At 38.3% G+C, this 18952-nt stretch carries 19 protein-coding genes; 4 read left to right on the plus strand and 15 right to left on the minus strand.

Annotated features, from left to right (window positions below):
- Positions 1 to 25: 25 nt before the first annotated feature.
- From ACIP9G_RS13020 to ACIP9G_RS13030, 3 genes are all read right to left on the minus strand, one after another.
- Positions 26 to 661 (minus strand): TetR/AcrR family transcriptional regulator, encoded by a 636-nt coding sequence (locus ACIP9G_RS13020; protein WP_401019842.1) that lies wholly within the window; start codon positions 659 to 661, stop codon positions 26 to 28.
- 183 nt (positions 662 to 844) lie between these two features.
- Complete coding sequence (locus ACIP9G_RS13025; RefSeq protein WP_401019845.1) at positions 845 to 2026, minus strand: sensor histidine kinase; 1182 nt, start codon at positions 2024 to 2026, stop codon at positions 845 to 847.
- The gene (locus ACIP9G_RS13030; RefSeq protein WP_401019848.1) at positions 2016 to 2711 is read right to left on the minus strand and encodes a response regulator transcription factor; all 696 of its coding nucleotides are present in this window, start codon (positions 2709 to 2711) and stop codon (positions 2016 to 2018) included. The genes ACIP9G_RS13025 and ACIP9G_RS13030 overlap by 11 nt, the downstream gene beginning before the upstream one ends.
- Before the next feature lie 185 nt (positions 2712 to 2896).
- Between ACIP9G_RS13030 and ACIP9G_RS13035 the strand changes: the two genes are divergently transcribed.
- Both ACIP9G_RS13035 and ACIP9G_RS13040 read left to right on the plus strand, forming a co-directional pair.
- Positions 2897 to 3829 (plus strand): D-alanyl-D-alanine carboxypeptidase family protein, encoded by a 933-nt coding sequence (locus ACIP9G_RS13035; RefSeq protein ID WP_401019851.1) that lies wholly within the window; start codon positions 2897 to 2899, stop codon positions 3827 to 3829.
- Between the two features lie 428 nt (positions 3830 to 4257).
- Positions 4258 to 5247: an aldo/keto reductase family protein gene (locus ACIP9G_RS13040; protein ID WP_401019853.1), complete on the plus strand. Its 990-nt coding sequence runs from the start codon at positions 4258 to 4260 to the stop codon at positions 5245 to 5247.
- A gap of 65 nt (positions 5248 to 5312) precedes the next feature.
- Here the strand turns inward: ACIP9G_RS13040 and ACIP9G_RS13045 are convergent, their stop codons facing one another.
- Complete coding sequence (locus ACIP9G_RS13045) at positions 5313 to 6212, minus strand: LysR substrate-binding domain-containing protein (protein WP_401020174.1); 900 nt, start codon at positions 6210 to 6212, stop codon at positions 5313 to 5315.
- Positions 6213 to 6395: 183 nt separating this feature from the next.
- Positions 6396 to 7370, minus strand: a complete 975-nt coding sequence (locus ACIP9G_RS13050; RefSeq protein ID WP_401019856.1) for an MBL fold metallo-hydrolase — start codon at positions 7368 to 7370, stop codon at positions 6396 to 6398.
- A gap of 82 nt (positions 7371 to 7452) precedes the next feature.
- Here ACIP9G_RS13050 and ACIP9G_RS13055 point away from each other — a divergent pair, with 82 nt between their 5' ends.
- Together ACIP9G_RS13055 and ACIP9G_RS13060 are read left to right on the plus strand one after the other, a co-directional pair.
- Complete coding sequence (locus ACIP9G_RS13055; RefSeq protein WP_401019859.1) at positions 7453 to 8976, plus strand: amidohydrolase; 1524 nt, start codon at positions 7453 to 7455, stop codon at positions 8974 to 8976.
- 89 nt (positions 8977 to 9065) lie between these two features.
- Positions 9066 to 9836, plus strand: a complete 771-nt coding sequence (locus tag ACIP9G_RS13060; protein WP_340822616.1) for an IclR family transcriptional regulator — start codon at positions 9066 to 9068, stop codon at positions 9834 to 9836.
- Here ACIP9G_RS13060 and ACIP9G_RS13065 read toward each other — a convergent pair.
- From ACIP9G_RS13065 to ACIP9G_RS13110, 10 genes are all read right to left on the minus strand, one after another.
- Positions 9833 to 10561, minus strand: a complete 729-nt coding sequence (locus ACIP9G_RS13065; protein WP_401019862.1) for an enoyl-CoA hydratase/isomerase family protein — start codon at positions 10559 to 10561, stop codon at positions 9833 to 9835. The two genes, ACIP9G_RS13060 and ACIP9G_RS13065, sit on opposite strands and share 4 nt — an antisense overlap.
- An 11-nt stretch (positions 10562 to 10572) precedes the next feature.
- Positions 10573 to 11352, minus strand: coding sequence for an enoyl-CoA hydratase/isomerase family protein (locus ACIP9G_RS13070; RefSeq protein ID WP_401019864.1), 780 nt, complete (start codon positions 11350 to 11352; stop codon positions 10573 to 10575).
- Positions 11349 to 13013 (minus strand): CoA transferase, encoded by a 1665-nt coding sequence (locus ACIP9G_RS13075; RefSeq protein WP_401019866.1) that lies wholly within the window; start codon positions 13011 to 13013, stop codon positions 11349 to 11351. Before ACIP9G_RS13075 ends, ACIP9G_RS13070 begins: the two co-directional genes overlap by 4 nt.
- A gap of 17 nt (positions 13014 to 13030) precedes the next feature.
- Complete coding sequence (locus ACIP9G_RS13080) at positions 13031 to 13174, minus strand: hypothetical protein (RefSeq protein ID WP_340822610.1); 144 nt, start codon at positions 13172 to 13174, stop codon at positions 13031 to 13033.
- Positions 13175 to 13322: 148 nt separating this feature from the next.
- Positions 13323 to 14537: a CaiB/BaiF CoA transferase family protein gene (locus tag ACIP9G_RS13085; protein WP_401019868.1), complete on the minus strand. Its 1215-nt coding sequence runs from the start codon at positions 14535 to 14537 to the stop codon at positions 13323 to 13325.
- 14 nt (positions 14538 to 14551) lie between these two features.
- A complete protein-coding gene (locus ACIP9G_RS13090; RefSeq protein ID WP_401019871.1) occupies positions 14552 to 15724 on the minus strand; it encodes a CaiB/BaiF CoA transferase family protein in 1173 nt (390 codons plus the stop codon).
- Between the two features lie 11 nt (positions 15725 to 15735).
- Positions 15736 to 16905: an acyl-CoA dehydrogenase family protein gene (locus ACIP9G_RS13095; protein ID WP_401019873.1), complete on the minus strand. Its 1170-nt coding sequence runs from the start codon at positions 16903 to 16905 to the stop codon at positions 15736 to 15738.
- Between the two features lie 12 nt (positions 16906 to 16917).
- Positions 16918 to 17334 carry a Zn-ribbon domain-containing OB-fold protein gene (locus ACIP9G_RS13100; RefSeq protein ID WP_401019876.1) on the minus strand — a complete coding sequence of 139 codons (417 nt, stop codon included), beginning with the start codon at positions 17332 to 17334 and terminating at the stop codon, positions 16918 to 16920.
- Between the two features lie 6 nt (positions 17335 to 17340).
- Entirely contained in the window at positions 17341 to 18507 is a 1167-nt protein-coding gene (locus ACIP9G_RS13105; protein WP_340822600.1) for a thiolase C-terminal domain-containing protein, read from the minus strand.
- A gap of 4 nt (positions 18508 to 18511) precedes the next feature.
- The gene (locus ACIP9G_RS13110) at positions 18512 to 18952 is read right to left on the minus strand and encodes a hotdog family protein (protein ID WP_401019880.1); all 441 of its coding nucleotides are present in this window, start codon (positions 18950 to 18952) and stop codon (positions 18512 to 18514) included.

Raw genomic sequence — 18952 nt, forward strand, 5'->3', positions numbered from 1 at the left:
TATGCCGCCTTTAATAGGCAGCTGATTATTTAAATATGCTTTTCAAATAACTTTTCATCGCATTTAAAACTTCGTCATCCATAAACGGTATTCCCATAAGTTCAGTAAGACTTTTTAAATATAAAATTCTACGTTCTAAATCTTCTTCACTTACTTGACCTATCATTGGGCTTAACCAAACATTATTTAATAATAAGATAACCTCACTGGCACTTTTACTATCCTCTAAAGAAATTGAGCCATCCTTTTTACCTTCTTCGATAAGCTCTTGAAACATTGGCGCACCATATTTCAGTGTACCATTTAATAAGACACTAACGAATTTAGGATTTTCTGTTAATGATATTGCCTTTCTATTAAACTGTTGCTTTTCAAGATTTTCAAATTCATTCTTTATGATCTTCTTTAGTTTTTGCAGTCCATTTAAATGGTTAAGATTTTTATACAGCTCAATTGTATCTGAATAATTTCCCTTATCACCTATTGCATGCAAGATTTCTTCCTTTGACTTAAAGTGATGATAAATAGCACCTTTACTCATACCTAATTCATTAATAATGTCCTGTATCGTTGTTTGTTCATAACCCTTTTCTAAAAACAGTCGATACGAAATCGAAAGAATTTGTTGAACGGTTTTTTCAGGATGTTTATTTCTAGCCATGCTTCTCCTCCATACATACCGGTAGTATGTTTAGAGAATATCACTTAGATATTTATAAGTCAAATCCATGCAGAATCCAAGGAAATGCCGAATTACAATAAGTTTGTTTGATTTCATCAAATTTTTTTATTGTGATAATGATGCAACTTACTATCCTTCGATAAAAAAGACAATAATTGGTATTTATTTTAAGCTTTGTTCATCTTGAGAAAGGCTCTTAAGATAAACAGAAAACACGGTTTTTTCTACACCGCTTTCCACTTTTATTTCACCCTCGTGTATTTCAACAATGCTTTTAGCAATGGCAAGTCCTAAACCGGAACTTTCAGAATGCATTCCACGTGACTTATCAACCTGATAAAACCTTTCGAAAATATGAGGTAAATCTAAAGCTGGGATAGGATTCCCGTAACTTATCACTTTTACTAAAATATTTTTATTGTCTAAAGTAGCACAAATATCAATTTGTTTTTTCTTTATTCCATATTTTAAAGCGTTTGACAACAGGTTCTCAAAAACACGAATAAGAAGATTCCCATCTGCTTCTGTAATAAGTGGATTAGAACAATATGTTTCATTACAAACAAACTGCCTATGCTCTATCTCAATACGATTATGTTCAACTAGCTGCCCAAGCATTTCCTTTATATTGAGTGGTTCCTTTTTTACTTTAAGCTGATGATTTTGCACTCTAGTATATTCAAATAAATCCTGAATTAACCTATGCAACAGAGTTGATTTCTCATAGGCAATATCAATGTAATGCCTTAGTTCTACTTCATCTCTATATTTATCTTCCGTAATAAGTGACAAATAACCAAGTATAGAAGTCAATGGAGTACGTAGGTCGTGGGAGACATTTGTAATTAGCTCGTTTTTTGTTCTTTGTGCATTGCGTTCTTCCATTATCAGTGTATCCATTTTGCTGATAATCATATTGATACTTTCTGTTAATTGCAACAAATTTTTATCTTGATAAACCGGTTTGAACTTCGTATCTGGACTGCCTACATACTTTTTAGTATCGGTAACCAGCTGATTGAGAGATTTAAAAAACAGTCTTCTTTTTTCACGTCGGTAAAATAATAAAAAATAAAATATGAATACTATAAAAAAACTTATCAATTTAAGAAGAAATGGCCAATGAGAAGAATATAGAATATCATTAACTCTCCTCTTACCAAACAAAGTAATAAATTCGGTAACCATGCCACTACCAACTACTGATGTATTAATAAAACCTACCACCGCATTTTTAATAATGAATAAAGAAACTGCTGACAAAATAGTGGATAGAATAATCGCGGTGATAAGACGCCACTTCGAAAATAGCCCAATTTCTAGTAACAACAATCTAATACTCAACTTTATAACCAACTCCCCAAACAGTCACAATCAGTTTTTCACCATTTAATGCGCGGTCAATTTTTGCTCTTAAATTACTTATATGAACCATTACGGTTTTACTTGAATAGATTTCCTGTTCATTCCATACCAATTGAAAGATATCTTCAGAACTATATACACGTCCAGGCTTACTACAAAGTAAGCATAAAATATCGAATTCAATTGCTGTTAATTTCAATGGGGTATTATCAATACTTACAGTATGTTTCTGTTTATTAATTTCTAAAGGTCCACAGATTATACATTCAGTAGAGGATTCTTTGTTAATTTGTAAGTACCCTGATCTTCTTAACAATGCTTTCACTCGGGCTATAAGTTCTAATGTATTAAAAGGTTTAATAAGGTAATCATCCGCCCCAGTAGTAAGACCGTATATTTTATCCATATCTTGTGCTTTTGCACTTAACATTAAAATCGGTACAGTTTGATTATTTTGTCGTATTTCGCGACAAACTAAAATCCCATCCTTTTTAGGCATCATCACATCTAGAATAATTAAATTAATTGAATGCCTTGAAAGCATTTTTAAGCCTTCTTCCCCATCATGTGCTATATGCACCTTATAGTGTTCCGCCTCTAAATAAATCCGTAATAAATTCGTAATATCAGTATCGTCATCTATTATTAAAATAACGGCACTCATAAGACAACACCACCTATTTTTTCTAAATTCTTCTTATATTATAAACGTAGATACTTTCGTAAAACTATCTACTACCGTAATCTTAAGACTTTCTTTAACTTTTCTTTCCTTTCTATTTATTTTCACTAACTACAATAAGGAATTGTTAACAAGTATTTAGAGTAGAAGAGACGGAGGAAAAAAAGATGAAATGCAGGAAGCTCAAAAGAAAAAGCAAATTACTAATTATTGTAATTGTTTTAATAGGGTGCTATGTAGGAGCATTCAAGTTCAACCAAAAAAACGAGATAAAAGAGAACTTTAGACTCTCACCAGCCTTTATAGATTCTCCATTAGAAGCACCAACCATAACAGGTCACTCAGCAATCTTATTGAATGCATCTACAGAAGTGGTCTTAATGGAACAAGATGCAGATATCCCTTTTCCAGTCGCAAGCATGTCCAAAATGATGACAGAGTATATAGTACAGATGCAAATTAATAATGGAAATTTAGAATGGGATGATCCGGTTGTAATGTCACACAGTGCAAACAATATGGATTCTCGAGCGGTTAAAATTTATGTCAAAGACAATGATGTTTTAACAGTGCGGGACTTATATAGTGCGATGGTTATTCACTCTGCAAACAATGCTACCATTGCCTTGGCAGAGCACATAGCAGGATCAGAGAAAAAATTTGCAAAGCTAATGAATGATACAGCTAAAAAGATAGGTCTTTCTTCCAAAACAAAATTTGTAAACTCAACAGGATTATCTAATACTGATGGTTCTGAAAATGTTATGACAGCAAAAGATGTTGCATTACTTGCCAATCAATTATTACGTGATTACCCTGATGTAATCGAAACAACCAAACTGCTTGAATACAAATTAGCATACGATGGGACAACCTTAAAGAATTCCAACGCTATGCTATATCCCGAAAATCAAGATTTATATTTTAAACTGGTGGATGGATTAAAAACAGGTTTTACTGAAACTGCAGGATATTGCTTTACAGGAACTGCACAAAGTGGAGATACACGACTGATTTCGGTTGTAATGGGCGCAAAAAGTGATGATGCTCGATTTCTTGAGACACATAAGTTACTCTCATTTGGATTTGAGCATTTTTGAAAATGACAAACTAGAAAAAATTAAAAGAGGCGGTTAGAAGCACTGTTCACTTCCAACTGTCTTTAAAAATTTTCTTGATAACAGAACTAATTATAACGTTATCAAACAACCTTCTCGTTGTGCAAATTAGATTTCCTATTACAATTGTGTTTTCAAACCAGATATGTATTACCTTCCCCTATTCGACTTCGCATAAATTCTTATTGTTAAGTAATTCTTTCGTTAATCTAGCTACTTTATTAATTATTTGTTAATGCCATAGTCACTGGAACTGATGAGAAATCGTATATTCAAAATGTTTATCTTACGACACAGAATGCCCTTATCGTCTTATATATATTTTATATAAATCACTTAGTAAAAATATATTATCCATGTTAAAATCTGGTCTTTATAATGAAGGTATCACTATTAAAGGAGGAATTGGAATGGAGTTTAATAAACTTGGCAATAGTGGATTATCTGTAAGCAAGATTGCATACGGCAACTGGATAAATCACGGGGGCAAAGTAGATGAAGATACTGCAAATGAGTGTGTGAAAGCTGCTCTAGATGTTGGTATTACAACATTTGATACTGCGGATGTTTATTCAGATACAAAAGCTGAAGAAATACTCGGTCGTTCTTTAAATGGTATACGACGCGAGAGCATTGAACTTTGCACAAAGGTATGCCATCCCACTGGAAACGGGCCAAATGATAGAGGTTTATCAAGAAAACACATTTTTGAAAATTGTAATGCCTCTTTACGTAGGTTGCAGACTGATTATATAGATGTCTATTATGCACACCGGTTTGACCCAACTACTCCCCTTGAAGAAACAATGTTAGCCTTCGCAGATCTTGTAAGACAAGGTAAAGTTCTATATATCGGGGTAAGTGAGTGGACATCAGAACAAATTACCCGTGGTGCAGCACTTGCACGTGAATTGAATATCCCTCTTATCGCAAGCCAACCCCAATATTCAATGCTGTGGAGAGTTATCGAAACTGATGTAATCCCAACCTGTCAACGTGAGGGACTCGGACAAGTAGTATGGTCGCCTTTAGCACAAGGTGTTCTCACAGGAAAATATTTACCTCAACAACCAGTACCAACACAATCCCGTGCTAACTCTTCAGCTGGTAAACCATTTTTTAATAAACTTGCACAACGTTGGATGGATGACAATGTTCTTACTGCTATCCAAAACCTAAAACCTATCGCACAACAGATTGATCTTTCCCTTGCTCAGCTCTCAGTAGCTTGGGTGCTACAAAATCACAATGTTTCATCAGCAATTATCGGGGCATCGAGTCCAGAACAGGTAAGAGAGAATACCGTAGCTGCTAGTGTCAAACTAGAGCCTGAAATAATGCAGCAAATTGATAAAGTATTAGAAGGTATCGTTGAGTACAATCCAAGTAAAACAGGTTGAGTTTATGCATGATAAAGATTGAACTAACTAACAATCCCTCCTACCCATCCCATGTGGATGGGCTTTTATTTTTGATGGTCAAGATGTAAAAGCGAATATACCTCTCGAACAACTGTTAAGAAATGTTCTGCTACTGCAGATGTTTCATCTTTTCTCCAGCAAACATAAAGGTTTACTTTTGGTGTAGTTTGTTGGATTTTTTTATAGATAACACCAGGACGTTTATAACTTTCTACAGATGAAGGGACGACAGAAACGCCCATTCCTGTTGCAACTAAATTAACAATCGTATGCATTTGAATCGCTTCTTGAACTACATTTAAATTTACGCCATGCTCCCAAAAGTAGCTAATAATTAAATCATAAAAATTTGAGCCCATTTGACGCGGAAACAAAATAAATGGTTCACCAATTAACAACTCGATTGGAATTTCGGACCATTTGGCAAAAGGATGATCTTGATGTAAAACTACTGTTAAAGATTCTTCAGAACAAACTTCAGAAGATAGTATTTCGTTATTCTGGTTAGACCGAATAAATCCAATATGAATTTGTTTTTCATTAAGTGCCTTTATTTGCTGCTCCGTTGTCATTTCACGCAACATAAGATTGATTTTAGGAAAGCGTTCTCGAAATACATTCAGCACTTCTATAACAATTTCTGTAGAATCGACAAAACCGATTATTAAGTTTCCTATTTTACCTTCAGCAGCAAGTTGTGTTTCTTCTATTGTTCTTTCTAACTGCAACAACGTTTGTTGAGAACCTGCTAAAAATATCTTTCCAGCATCCGTCAGTTCAACCATTCTTTTTGTACGATGAAAAAGTTGTACGCCCAATTCTTCTTCCAATTTACGAATTTCTTGGCTTAAAGGAGGTTGTGCCATTCTGAGACGTTCTGCAGCACGACTAAAGTTCAATTCTTCTGCGACCATTATAAAATAGCGAATTTTCCTAATATCTATTTTCATGCACCCTTTCTGGAAATCCAATAAGCAACTATTTACATTAATTTTAGCATAATCTACCATTTTATTATTTAAGAAAAGAACTATCTTAGTTTTTTGACTAAAATAAAAATAAGTATATTCTTGCCATGTCGGCAAAAATACACTTAATTTATCATGAAAAATATAGTGCGCATACGCTTAACAAAGTGTAAATGGCTTTTCAACTGTCAAACTGCTTCGATAAAAATTGTAACTTTGACCTTTACGCTTTCGTACTAAATAATTGCGTTCCATTAAATAATGTACAAAGGTAATCACTTGAATAAATGCAGCCCCTCGAAGCTCTGCTGGCTTATGTGCATACACCTGATTCGTAATTTCCTGTGCGGTCGCCCCTTCCTCAGGTATTGCTTTTAAAATTTGCTGACATTTGTCAGTATAATGAACCATCAATCTTGATACGCGCTCATTAAAGTCTTCAATCTGTGTCCCATGTGCTGGCAATGCATCATGAATTTTCAATTGACCTAAGCTTTCAAATGTCGCTAAATATAAGGCAAGAGGATTTTGCATGTGTGTAGAAGGCATAACAATCGGGTTAATAATTTCTAATAAATGATCACCTAAAAATAACACGCCTGCCTCTTTTTCATAAAAGCAATAATGATCTGGCGAGTGTCCAGGTGTCCAAATTGGCTGTAAATTAAATGTTTCACTTTCAATCATTTGATGCTCCGAAAAAATAACATCTACATGTACTTGGAATGGTTCGAATCGATTAAATACTGCAGATGCCGCTTTATCTTGCACCATCCCATAATCAGCCAGAAAAGATAAACTTCCATCCTCAGTAATTCCGTTTTCAAAGCGTTCCCGTCTGCTCGTAAATTCCTCGTAACTTCGTTGAGACATCCAAATAGTTGTCTCATACTCATCTTGGAGCCATTTTGCCAAGCCAAAATGATCAATATGCAAGTGTGTGATAAGTACACGATTAACTCGTCGTTGACCAATGACCCGCCGCCATATTTCTTTCGACTCAGCATTATCGTCACCTGTATCAATAATTGTAATTCCAGAAGGCTCTTCAATTACATAGCAGTTAACACTACGTAAATCATAAGGAATCGGCAATGTAACAACTTGCCAATTTAAAAGCTTTTGATTTTGCATTTTTACACCTCTACTTAATTATTCTATTATTCTGTCTTTTTATGTTAAGATAATAGCACTTCTTATGGAAAGGAGCCAACTTATGGTACAACAAATCGATCTATTTATTTATAATGCCGTTATTTTAACACAATCAACGTCTGTACCAATCGCTACAAGTATGGCCATTCATAACGGAAAAATCATTGCTCTATTTGGGCATAATGATTCTTCACCCTATCAAGCTAAAATAAGTATTGATGCACAGCAAAAGGTAATTTTGCCTGGTTTTATCGATGCACATTGTCACTTGCAAGCGATGGTTAGCGAACAGTTTAGTATACATATACCAACATCATACGAAACGAAAGAGGCACTTTTTGCATATCTTCGTAAGCAAATTTCACATATTCCAAACGGTAATTGGGTTCGTATTAATGGCTATCATCCTTTTCATTTCCCCCATATAGAACCTTTATCTATGGCAATGTTGGATGAGCTTTCTACCAATCACCCAATCCGTGTACGCTATGTAACGCGGCATACATCCGTGTTAAACAGTAAGGGTTGGGACTATTTCAAACAAGCTTTAGAAAATCATCCTAATGACGGCATCCATATTGAGCTTGATTCACTTGGACAGCCTACAGGTATTATTCATGGAGCAGATGCTTTACTAAATGAATCTGTTTTACCGAAATTACCTGAAGAACAGTGGTTAGTGGGCATAGAAGCTTTACAAGCAAAGCTTCTATCTTTAGGGATTACTACTGTTTGTGATGCATCTCCAACTACATCAGTATCTCAGCTTGCAATATGGAAAAAAGCTGCTCAACACTTTTGGAAAATTCCAGTTCACTGGATGACCGGTAGCCCACACTTTGATGACCTAGCAAATCATCTACAACCTATACCAATATTTAAACGGAATGCCTTAAAAATTGTGTTGGAGACAATGCCAGAAATTTATCCTACAAAGGATGCCATTGTACAAATGATGAAACAAGCATTTCTCGCAAATAGCCCTGTTGCAATTCATGTTGTAAATCCTGAGATGGTTTGGCATGCTATTGATGCATTAAAAACAGTACGTCAGCAACTCCCTGAAGTAAACGGAATTTGTCGTTTTGAACACTTAAGTTTATGTCCCGAAGCTTTTTTCGATATGATACATGAACACCAAATACAGGTTGTCACAAATCCTCCGTTTATCGATATTCATGGAGATCGGTACTTACAGCAAGTAGACGATAATGAACACTGTTGGCTCTATCCAGTGAATTCTTTACTACAACATGGCATAACAGTCGCAGCTGGTTCAGATGCACCCGTTGCGCCTATCTCCCCTTGGCTTGGTTTGCATGCTGCATGTACAAGGCAAAGTAAAAATGGCTTACAAGTAAATATACGAGAGGCTGTTTCAAGACAAAATGCGCTTAACCTTTATACGACTCATGCCGCTTTAGTTATCGGTGAGCAACACCAAATAGGGCAACTTGCACCAGGCTTTGACGCTAATTTTATTATTGTTAAACAACATCCTGTAAACTGCACCCTTTATCAGCTCCAAAACATGCAAGTATTAGAAACATGGATTGCTGGTGAGCGACTTTATCATTCTTCATAACAAATATTGTATTTCGAGCAACATATATATATAATAAGTACTTAATTGCTATAATCGCAATTTTCTAAAAACGGAAAGGTGTGAAAACTATGGATAATACTAAAACCGTCCACCGATTAAGCACTGTGGATAATGCCATCTCATTACTCACATTATTTTTAAAATACCAATCAATCGGGCTAGTTGATATTGAGCGCGAGCTACAAATTAGTAAAACAGCGGCTTTTCGTTTAGCAGTTACGTTAACTGACCGTGGTATGCTATTAAAAAATTCCGAAAATAAAACGTATCAGCCAGGGCCAATTATTTTCCAAATCGTCAATCGCTTTCATTCGCCAGATATTGTCTCTATTGCCCAGCCATACATGGTGGAACTTGCAGCTACAACAAAGGAGTCTGTTTACTTATCTATACGCTCAGGTAATAAACACCTCTTTTTATCAGGAGTTGAAAGTGAACATGCCTTAAAAGTAACCACTCCACTAGGAGAAGAATATGAATTATATTACGGCGCTATCGGTAAATTACATATGGCCTACATGTCGCCTAAAGATCTACAAACATATTTTAATCGCACTACCTATATCCAACATACAGAAACTACGCTAGATATTGAGCTTCTAAAGCAACAGCTCTCCACTATCAAGCAAGATGGCTATGCCTGGAGCCTTGGAGAACGGGCAGATGGAATGATTGGTGTTGCTGCGCCTATTTGGGGGAATAGTGAAGAGCCTGTAGCCGCGCTAACGATTCTTCTCCCTCTTTCCCGTTTTAATGATGACATTAAAGAACAAATGGAAAAAATCGTGCAAGAATATACAGCAAAAATTACACAAGACTTTCTTGAAAAGCAACACTAGCCATTTGCAATGACCTGTTGTTTATAACTTTCCTTTACAAGGGTTTGTTCAAATGCAAGCCCTTGCTCTAACGATCGATCCATACCACTAGAAATTAATCGTTTAATTTGCTGTGCTGTCTTAGGATACGTCGTTATACGCTTCATAAAACTTAATACTTCATCAAATAAATGCTCTTCTTCAAAAATGTCCGTGACAATTTGACGAGCCTTCGCTTCCTCAGCTGACAAATAATAACCTTTCATCGCAAAATCGATCGCCCAACCATGACGCATTAATCGGGGCAGGCTTTGTGTTCCGCCAGCTGCCGGTAACATACCTAGTGCACATTCAGGCAAAGAAATTTTTGTTTTTGGTGCTGCAAAACGAAAGTCGCAAATCATCGCCATCTCAATGCCAGAGCCAACCGCAAAGCCATGTAAAATAGCGGCAATCGGCTTAGAGCATCGACGGAATTCATCCCAAATATCATGCTGAATCCGAATTTTTCGTTTTTCAATGACGGAAGGTATTGTACCAAATTCTTTTAAATCTGCACCTGCACAAAATCCTTTGCCATTGCCTCGTAAAATAACGCCATCGATTGTAGGGTCAGCCTGTACGGCTAAAATTTGTTCATACAGTGCATCACGCATCGCCACACTAACAGCATTTAATTTTTCAGGGTGATTCAATGTAATAATGGCTATATTTTCATCTCGCTCTAATAAAACGATTGATTCCATGTCATCTCCTCCTACTCTCCAATAAAATGTGGCTTGCGCTTCTCTAAAAATGCCTGTACACCTTCCATACGATCACGTGAAGTTTGTAATAATAAATAGACATCTAACTCTAAACGTAAGCCTTGCTCAAATGGTAGCTCGCTTCCACGATATAAGCATTCCTTCGTATATTGTAATGATAAAGTAGAGAGCTCGCTTAGACGCAATCCTTCTGCACAAGCCGATTGCCACAACTCCTCACGTGTTACTTGTGTTGTAGCTAAGCCTAGCGCCATCGCTTCCTCCGCAGTTACAGTAGACTGACCAAGCAAGACATTCATTGCAGCGCCTTTACCAATTAACCTTGGCAATCGCTGTGTAATGCCCCCGGCTGGCACTAATCCGTAAGCTAATTCAGGTACCGCGAATTGCACATCCTCCGCAATTATTCGGATATCTGCAATACAAGCAAAGCTAAATGCTAATGATGTACATTGCCCATGAATCGCCATAATAATTGGATATGGTAGCTTTGCCCATAGTTCAAGTGCTTCTGTTGCAAGGCATACTGTCTGATATTGTTGTGGAACATCTTCCTCTACAATCGCAGGCAGACTACTGCCAATTGAAAATTCATCTGCACTCGAACCGACAACAACTACTTTAATATCCGTTGCATCACGCAAATAAATAGCCACATCTCGTAACTCTTGAATAAAGGGTGCATGCCATTCATTTTGTGTTTTACTGTCTACTAGCTGTATGTAAGCAACGCCTTGCTGTTTGGCTATATTGATAAATTGATAAGTCATAGTGAATCCCTCTTTTCTTTGGAATAATGTGTCTTGTAATAAGTTGTATGCTCACCAAAATAAGGGGCTCTTCCTTTCTGTTCTTGCCACGAAATTGGTGTTTCTTCTATTATATTGTCATCACATTTATGCATTGTTTTGACATATGATGCATCAGATGTATGCTTATAAGGAACCCAAGCTATCATCGTCGCTACTTCATATTGCGAAACATCAATCATATAGGCTGCATGCGTTGTTGTTTGTTCATACAAGGCAAGAATAATCGAAAAGGCACCCATGACACCTGCTAGCATGTCACTTATAGAAAATGGTGGTAGCGTAGGAGTTCCTGTATGATCTAATGTTTGTGCTACTATTCCACTCATTGACTCTAGTGTGGACCCGTAGCCTACATAATCTCGATAAGGTCCTGTTTGACCAAATGCGGATAACGATGCATGAATAATTGACGCATTGTGTAGCTGTAGTACATCATCTGTCAAACCAAAATTCCCCATTACACGCGGGCTAAAATTATTAACGACAATATGGCTGTCTTCAATGAGACGTAACAGTATCTCTTTATCTTCCTCCACGTTCAAATCTAAAATGACTGATTTTTTATTGCGATTGAGCTCTTCAAAAAATGGCGTTGACCCCGACTTACCACGAATGCCATCTGGCCGATGTGGCGCTTCGATTTTAATTACTGTAGCTCCTAAATCTGCAAATAATCGTGTACAATACGGACCAGCCCACATCGCTGTCAAATCCACAATTTGTAACTCCTTAAAACTGGTAAAAGAAAAGGGCTGGTTTGCTGCCAGCCCTTTTGACATGATCCATGGGGAACGGATAATGCGTTGTTGTTTAATAAAACCTCTACTTTTATGTTGGGGACATTGTATTACTTCCTGATGCGATTGGACATTAGCAAATGGCAATCGAAACGTTTGCCCAAGTGTCATTAGCTCTTGCCGTAATTGACTTGAACTCCACTTACTTAGTGATGCCTCGATATCACTTTTTTGCAACAGTCTTTCAAATTGTGTCATACAAGTTGGCAAATCTAATTGTGCCCAACGAGTTAAAAATGCCCACTGTTCATCACTTGGCGCACCAATGAACAGATGACCATCCACAGCAGGGGTTAGCATCATCGGCACAATCTCTTGTTCTTCTTTCGTAAACAGTCGACCATGTAGGGCACTCGCTAAAATCGAGGCTACATGCACCACTACTGTGGATTCGCGCCGCCCTTCAAGTAACTGACAAACTGTGACAAAAGCAATATGAGCTGCCACTAATAATGAGGCGGGGAAACCTCCAATGGCAATAGAAGGGGATGTTTCTTGCTCACTTTCTTTAAGCCAGCCTGCTTTTACTTGTAGTTCACGCTCATCACCTGTTTGAAAAGAATGAAAGTTAATGAATACTGTGACTGCTTTTGGAAAACACGCATATCTCCACATACTGTCGTCCGTTAGTACAATATCCCATTCACTCACTGTTTGTACCGATGATGTAAGCACCTTCTGTGAATCACAAAAGAAAGGTTGCTTCAAACTTACTTTTTCTACATATGCTCCTTGCAGCCGTAATAATTCAGCAGCAAAACTCGTTGCATGCGTTGTCGAAAGTTCTAGAATTCTACAGCCCTTAAGTGTTTGCTGCTTCATAAAACGACCTCCTATTTTTAGTCCGCTGTTGGTAATGCGACTGGTTTTTTCACCTGCATATTTTTGTTACAGCATTGTACAGAACCTTCACCGGATTTGATGCACATTACTTCACTTCCGCATTCCAAACATTCAAAGCGTTTTCCTAATTGATTCGCCATCGTACATCACTCCTTACTTTTTCTCACTAATCTTCTGCCCACAGCAAGTTAGCTGTCCTTCGCCGATTTTCATAATAATGAATTCGCTTTGACATTTTGGGCATGTGAATTTCGTTCCTATTTTAATAGTCATTTACGCTCCCTCGCTTTAGCTAAGCATTTTATTGCCGATAATATTTTTTTCTAGCAAGCTATTATAATCTTCATCTGAAAGTTGTAATAACTCCTTAAACACATACTCATTATCCTGACCAAGTAACGGCGCGGGTGCTTTATGTAAAACACGTTCATTGTTCCATTTAATTGGCCATGAAGGATATAAATGTGTCCCTACATACTCCCTTGTTACTTCTTGATACATATTTTTTAAAAATGGATCATGCTCCATTTCATGCACTTCCAACACAGGACCTGCTGGCACACCGACTTTTTGTAGACGTGATGCAATTGCATGATGTGTCTCCTGCTGTGTCCACTTCGAAATAATAGCATCTAACTCATCATGGGCAGCAAAGCGCCCTGCCGCCGTCTTCAAACGCTCATCGTTTAGGAGCGATTGTGCATTCATTTCTTGGCATAATCTTTGCCATTCTTCATCCGAAGTGATGGAAATCGCAACCCAACTATCTTTACCTTGTGTACGGTATACACCTTGTGGGGCAATTCCTGGCTGACGATTACCGACACGGCTCCAATTTTCGCCATTCAATATAAAGTCCGCAATAGGTGCGCCCATATAATTCACGCAACCTTCATTTTGCGCAAGCTCAATTTCCTGTCCTTCACCAGTACGATCTCGATGCTCTAGTGCAATTAGCAAGGCAGCTGCCGCATGAAAGCCTGCTAATACATCAGCGACGCCAAGTACAGTCATCGGTTTACCATCTTGGTAACCATTTAATTGTGCAATGCCTGATAGCATTTCAAATGTATACGCAAACCCAGGCTGGTCACGATATGGCCCTGTTTTCCCATAGGCTGGCATCGATAACATAATCACATCTTTCTTATACTGAGATAGCACGTCATAAGTTAATTGAAAGTTTTCCATGACGCGTGGTGTGTAGTTTTCAATGACAATATCGCATTTTTCCATAACTTTTTTAAAGTACGCTTTTCCCTCTTCGTCATTTAAATTAAGCGTCGCACCTAATTTATTATGATTGGCAGCGTTAAATTGTGGTCCAAACTCCCACCAATCTTCCTTCGGGGATGTTAACATAAAGCGGAAACCATCCGGTGATTGAATCGATTCCAACTTAATAATTTCCGCACCAAGTGCACCGAGATAAGACGTACACATTGGGCCTGACCACCACATCGACAAATCTAAAATTCGTACGCCCTTTAATGGTTGATGCATATGATTCACCCTTTCTACATTTGTGTACTTTTATCATAAAATGCTTTGAATGTTTTTTCGTTATGCTCACCTAATAAAGGTGCGCTTGTACGAATCGACCAAGGTGTTTTCGACATTCGGAACGGTGCACCAGGTTGCTTCATTATGCCAAGCTCTGGATGATTGACCTCGACGAAAAATTCACGTTCTACATACTGCTCTAAAGAAAGTAAGTCTTCAAAAGTTGGAACAAGCGTTACAGGTACACGCCATTCATTGCCTAAAGCAAGCACTTCTTCAGTCGTATGCTCCATTAAAAACGCATCAAGACGCTCTTGGAAAATGTCCCTATGAATTAATCGTTGCGGTAACGTTGTAAAACGCTCATCTTCTACCCAATCATACGCCTCAATCATAAAGCAGAATCCTTGCCAATGTTGTCCTGTTAGAACACTTATGCCGACATGCCCATCCTTACATTGTTCAATACCTGGCAGCATGACATAACGTCCCTCATACTTAAAAACACTTGTCGGATAAGAGTTTTGAACAGTTGGATAGGAACGCTGTATTAAACCCATTTCCGCAATGGATATATCTAAATGCGCACCTACTCCCGCTTCACGAGCCTCTCGACATGCCGCTAGCGCCGATGATGCTGCAAACGTACCTGTAATATACTCTAAAATACGTAATTGTCCTGCTGCACGTATTGGCTCTCGATCTGGCTCACCTACTGAAGATAAGAAACCACTCATTGCCTGCGTAATAATCTCCGTTGCCTTATAGTGTGCAAATTCTCCCTGTTGCCCAAAGTTTGAAATCGATACCACGACAAGCTTTGGATTAATTGCCTTTAACGTTTCATAATCTAAGCCAAGTCGCTGCATCACACCTGGTGCAAAGTTTTCAACAAGTAAATCCATAACCTTCACTAACTGCTTGATAACACGAATACTTTGCTCTGATTTTAAATCGAGTGTAATACTTTGTTTATTATTATTTAAGTAAGCAAATAGACCACTCGCATTTAAATTTTCCTCATTATTTTTAAAAGGACCAGCCGCTCTTGATGGATCACCCGTTTCAGGACGTTCAACTTTAATAACTTCAGCTCCATAATCCGCCAATATTTTTGTACAATAGGGTCCTGCAATATGCCAGGATAAATCAAGTACCTTCAGATGAGTTAACGCTGAATTCTTCATTTACTCCCCCCTTACATACTAGATACTTTTGAAGGTTCTTCTGGCTTTATGGACAACCATTCACCTAGATTACGCAGATGCACTTCTGACGTACCAAATTCTAGTTGTTGCCCTTTAAAGCGACGGTAACAAAACTGTAGTGGATAGTCATAATCAATCCCCATCCCACCGTGTAGTTGATGTGCACCCGTCACTACTTTTTGTCCTTCTTGACTAAGCCAAGCTTTTGCAATGGCTACTTCTGTTGTCGCATCTTTGCCTTCTACTAATCTTGAAAAAGCATGAAAGGCTGCTAGACGACCGCCCTCAACAATTGTTAACATATCCGACATGCGATGTTGAACCGCTTGGAACGAACCAATTGGCACATTAAATTGATGACGTTCCTTAACATAATCGGATGTAATATCAACTGCTCGACTGAGTACACCCGTCATTTCAATAGATTTTAATGCTGTCGCAAATGTTAGCATGTCGCTAGCTACTCGGAACCCTTCTCCAACCTTGCCTACGATTTGCTCAGCAGACACTTCCACATGATTAAACTGCACTTCACATAAACCGTCTGCACTAATCGTTGGAATGTCTTTCACTTCAATTCCTTTTGTAGCCTTATCAATAAGGAAAACTGTCAACCCTTCCTTTGAACCAACAGCACCCTGATCTGTACGTGCTACGACAAATAACTTTTCAACTGACTGTGCAAAAGGAACAAATAACTTCGTACCATTTACCACATATTTATCTCCAGCAAAAACCGCTTCTAGCGACAGATGCTCCAATTTGTTATGGGCATGTGGCTCTGCAATGGCATAGCTGACTTTCTGTTCACCATTTGCAAATGCGGGTAGCCAACTTTCTTTCTGTGTCTCCGTACCATGTGTAAGCACTGGCATTACACCACTCACGATTGTTGATAAGAAAGGTCCTTGGAATAAGCCCCAACCCGCTTCCTCCATGACAATCGATAAATCTAAAAAGTCTCCACCAAATCCACCATATTGCTCTGGCACAACAAGACCGACAAAGCCTAGCTCCACCAGTTCGTTATAAAGCTTTTCTGAATAATGATGTGGATTTTTTTCAAAGGCACGTAATTCCTCCAGCCCACACTTCTCTTTAAAAAACTTCCGAGCTGTTTGCTTAAACTCCTTTTGAATATCATTTAAATGAAAATCCATTACGAACCCTCCTCATATTTTTTTAAAATTAATAAGAGATACGTCTTCATATACCTGATCGTCTACGACTACTTCTACAGGCATTCCAATTGCTATTTCATCTGGAGCAGCATCGAGCATATTGCCGACAATTCTTGCCCCATTTTCTAATTCAACTAACACGACTTCATACGGTGTTTGGAACCCTGGGTGTACCGAACGGTGATACACAACATAAGAATAGATTTTTCCTTTTGTAGGTGCCTCAACCCATTCCAATTCAAAACTGTGGCAGTTATAACAAACTGGACGCGGTGGATGTAACACCGTACCGCACTTGCAACATTGTTGAAAATGTAGTTTCTTTGTTTCCCGAAGCTTGTGCCAAAACATTTCCGTATCTTCATTCATATTAGGCTTTGGCGTGCCAATACCCGTATATTGCACCATATTGTTTTACCCCCTTCTTAAAATGAGCCCACTTGTTGGCACACATGTACCACCTGTAACAAGCACATTTTCTACGTTATCTATTTGTGTTGTGGATGTACCACGAATTTGACGAACACCTTCTGTTATTAAATTCATACCATGTAAATAACCTTCCGACATTAAGCCACCTGCTGTGTTAATCGGTAACTCACCATGACGATTAATGCGCGTGCCGCCTTCACAAAACGCAACCCCTTCGCCTCGACTAACAAAGCCAAGTGCTTCCAGTTGCATCGGAATTAACGGACTAAATGCATCATAAATCTGTGCCACATCAATGTCTTGCGGTGTAATGCCAGCTTGTTGGAATAACTTTTTACCTGATGCTTCTACTTCATGCAAAAACGTAATTTCATCACGGTAATAACTCGTCATCACTTCTCCATTTGTAGACATTCCTTGGCTTGCTCCCGCTATAATTGCTGGCTTTTGTCTTAATGCTTTTGCACGCTCTGGTGTTGTCACAATGACTGCAATTGCACCGTCAGTACTTAAACAGCAATCATGTCGACGCAATGGCTCAACATTAATAGGCGATGCTAAATATTCCTCCATCGTCATTTTGCGATTATAAAAAATTGCATTCGGATTGCGGTTGGCATTTTCGCGATTTACTAAAGGTGCCCACGCTAGCTGTCCATCCTTTATGCCATAGTCATGAATGTAACGGTTGGCAAACATCGCTACCCATGACACTGGCGTTAGTAAGCCATACGGATGATACATGCCCATGTGCAAATCTCCGCTTACACGTGTTGGCTCAAAATCGCCATAACGCATCGGACCAGATGCATCACGAATGGAACGCACACAAACTACATAGTTCGCCATACCTGATGCGACAGCAGCTGCTGCACTGGCAACCGTTCCACAACTCGCACCACCACCATATGGAATTTGGTTGAAGTAACTTAAGTTTGGAATCCCAAGTGCTCGTACAATATCTATTTGTGTCGCACTATCCATCGTATAATTGACCATGCCATCGATTTCTTTTATATCTAATCCAGCATCCTCTGCAGCAGCAAGAATCGCTTCAAGTGCCATTCGTAATTCCGTTCTTCCGCAATTTTGACTAAATTCCGTTTGTCCAATTCCTACAATTGCTGCTTTCCCTTGAATCGTTTCCACACCTTTACCCCCTTGGTAATGCTAAGACGCCTTCTCCTAATGCGTGATAGCCTAGATTGTTTTTACCGACAAACTCAACCTCTACTAAACATTCATTGTTTTCCTCATATTTCTTTTTCACACGTCCACTAAAGACGAGCGTGTCATTTGGATAGTTGGGTACTGCTAATTTCAACGCAATTTTTTTCAACGTACTTTCTGGTCCTGCCCAATCGGTTAAATATTTACCGACAAGTCCGTTCGTCGTTAAAATATTCATAAAGACATCATCTGCGCCAGCCGCCTTTGCTGCCAAATGATCGTGATGGACGTTTTCATAATCATGCGTTGCTGCAATCGCACCACCCACAACTAATGCTGCTGTTACCTCCCTAGAAGTAGTAGGCAGTTCCGTTCCGACTTCAACTGAATTCCACGTTATGCTTGCATATGTCGTCGCTTCCAT

It is taken from the genome of Lysinibacillus sp. NPDC093197, assembly GCF_044754025.1.
Lineage (GTDB): Bacteria > Bacillota > Bacilli > Bacillales_A > Planococcaceae > Lysinibacillus.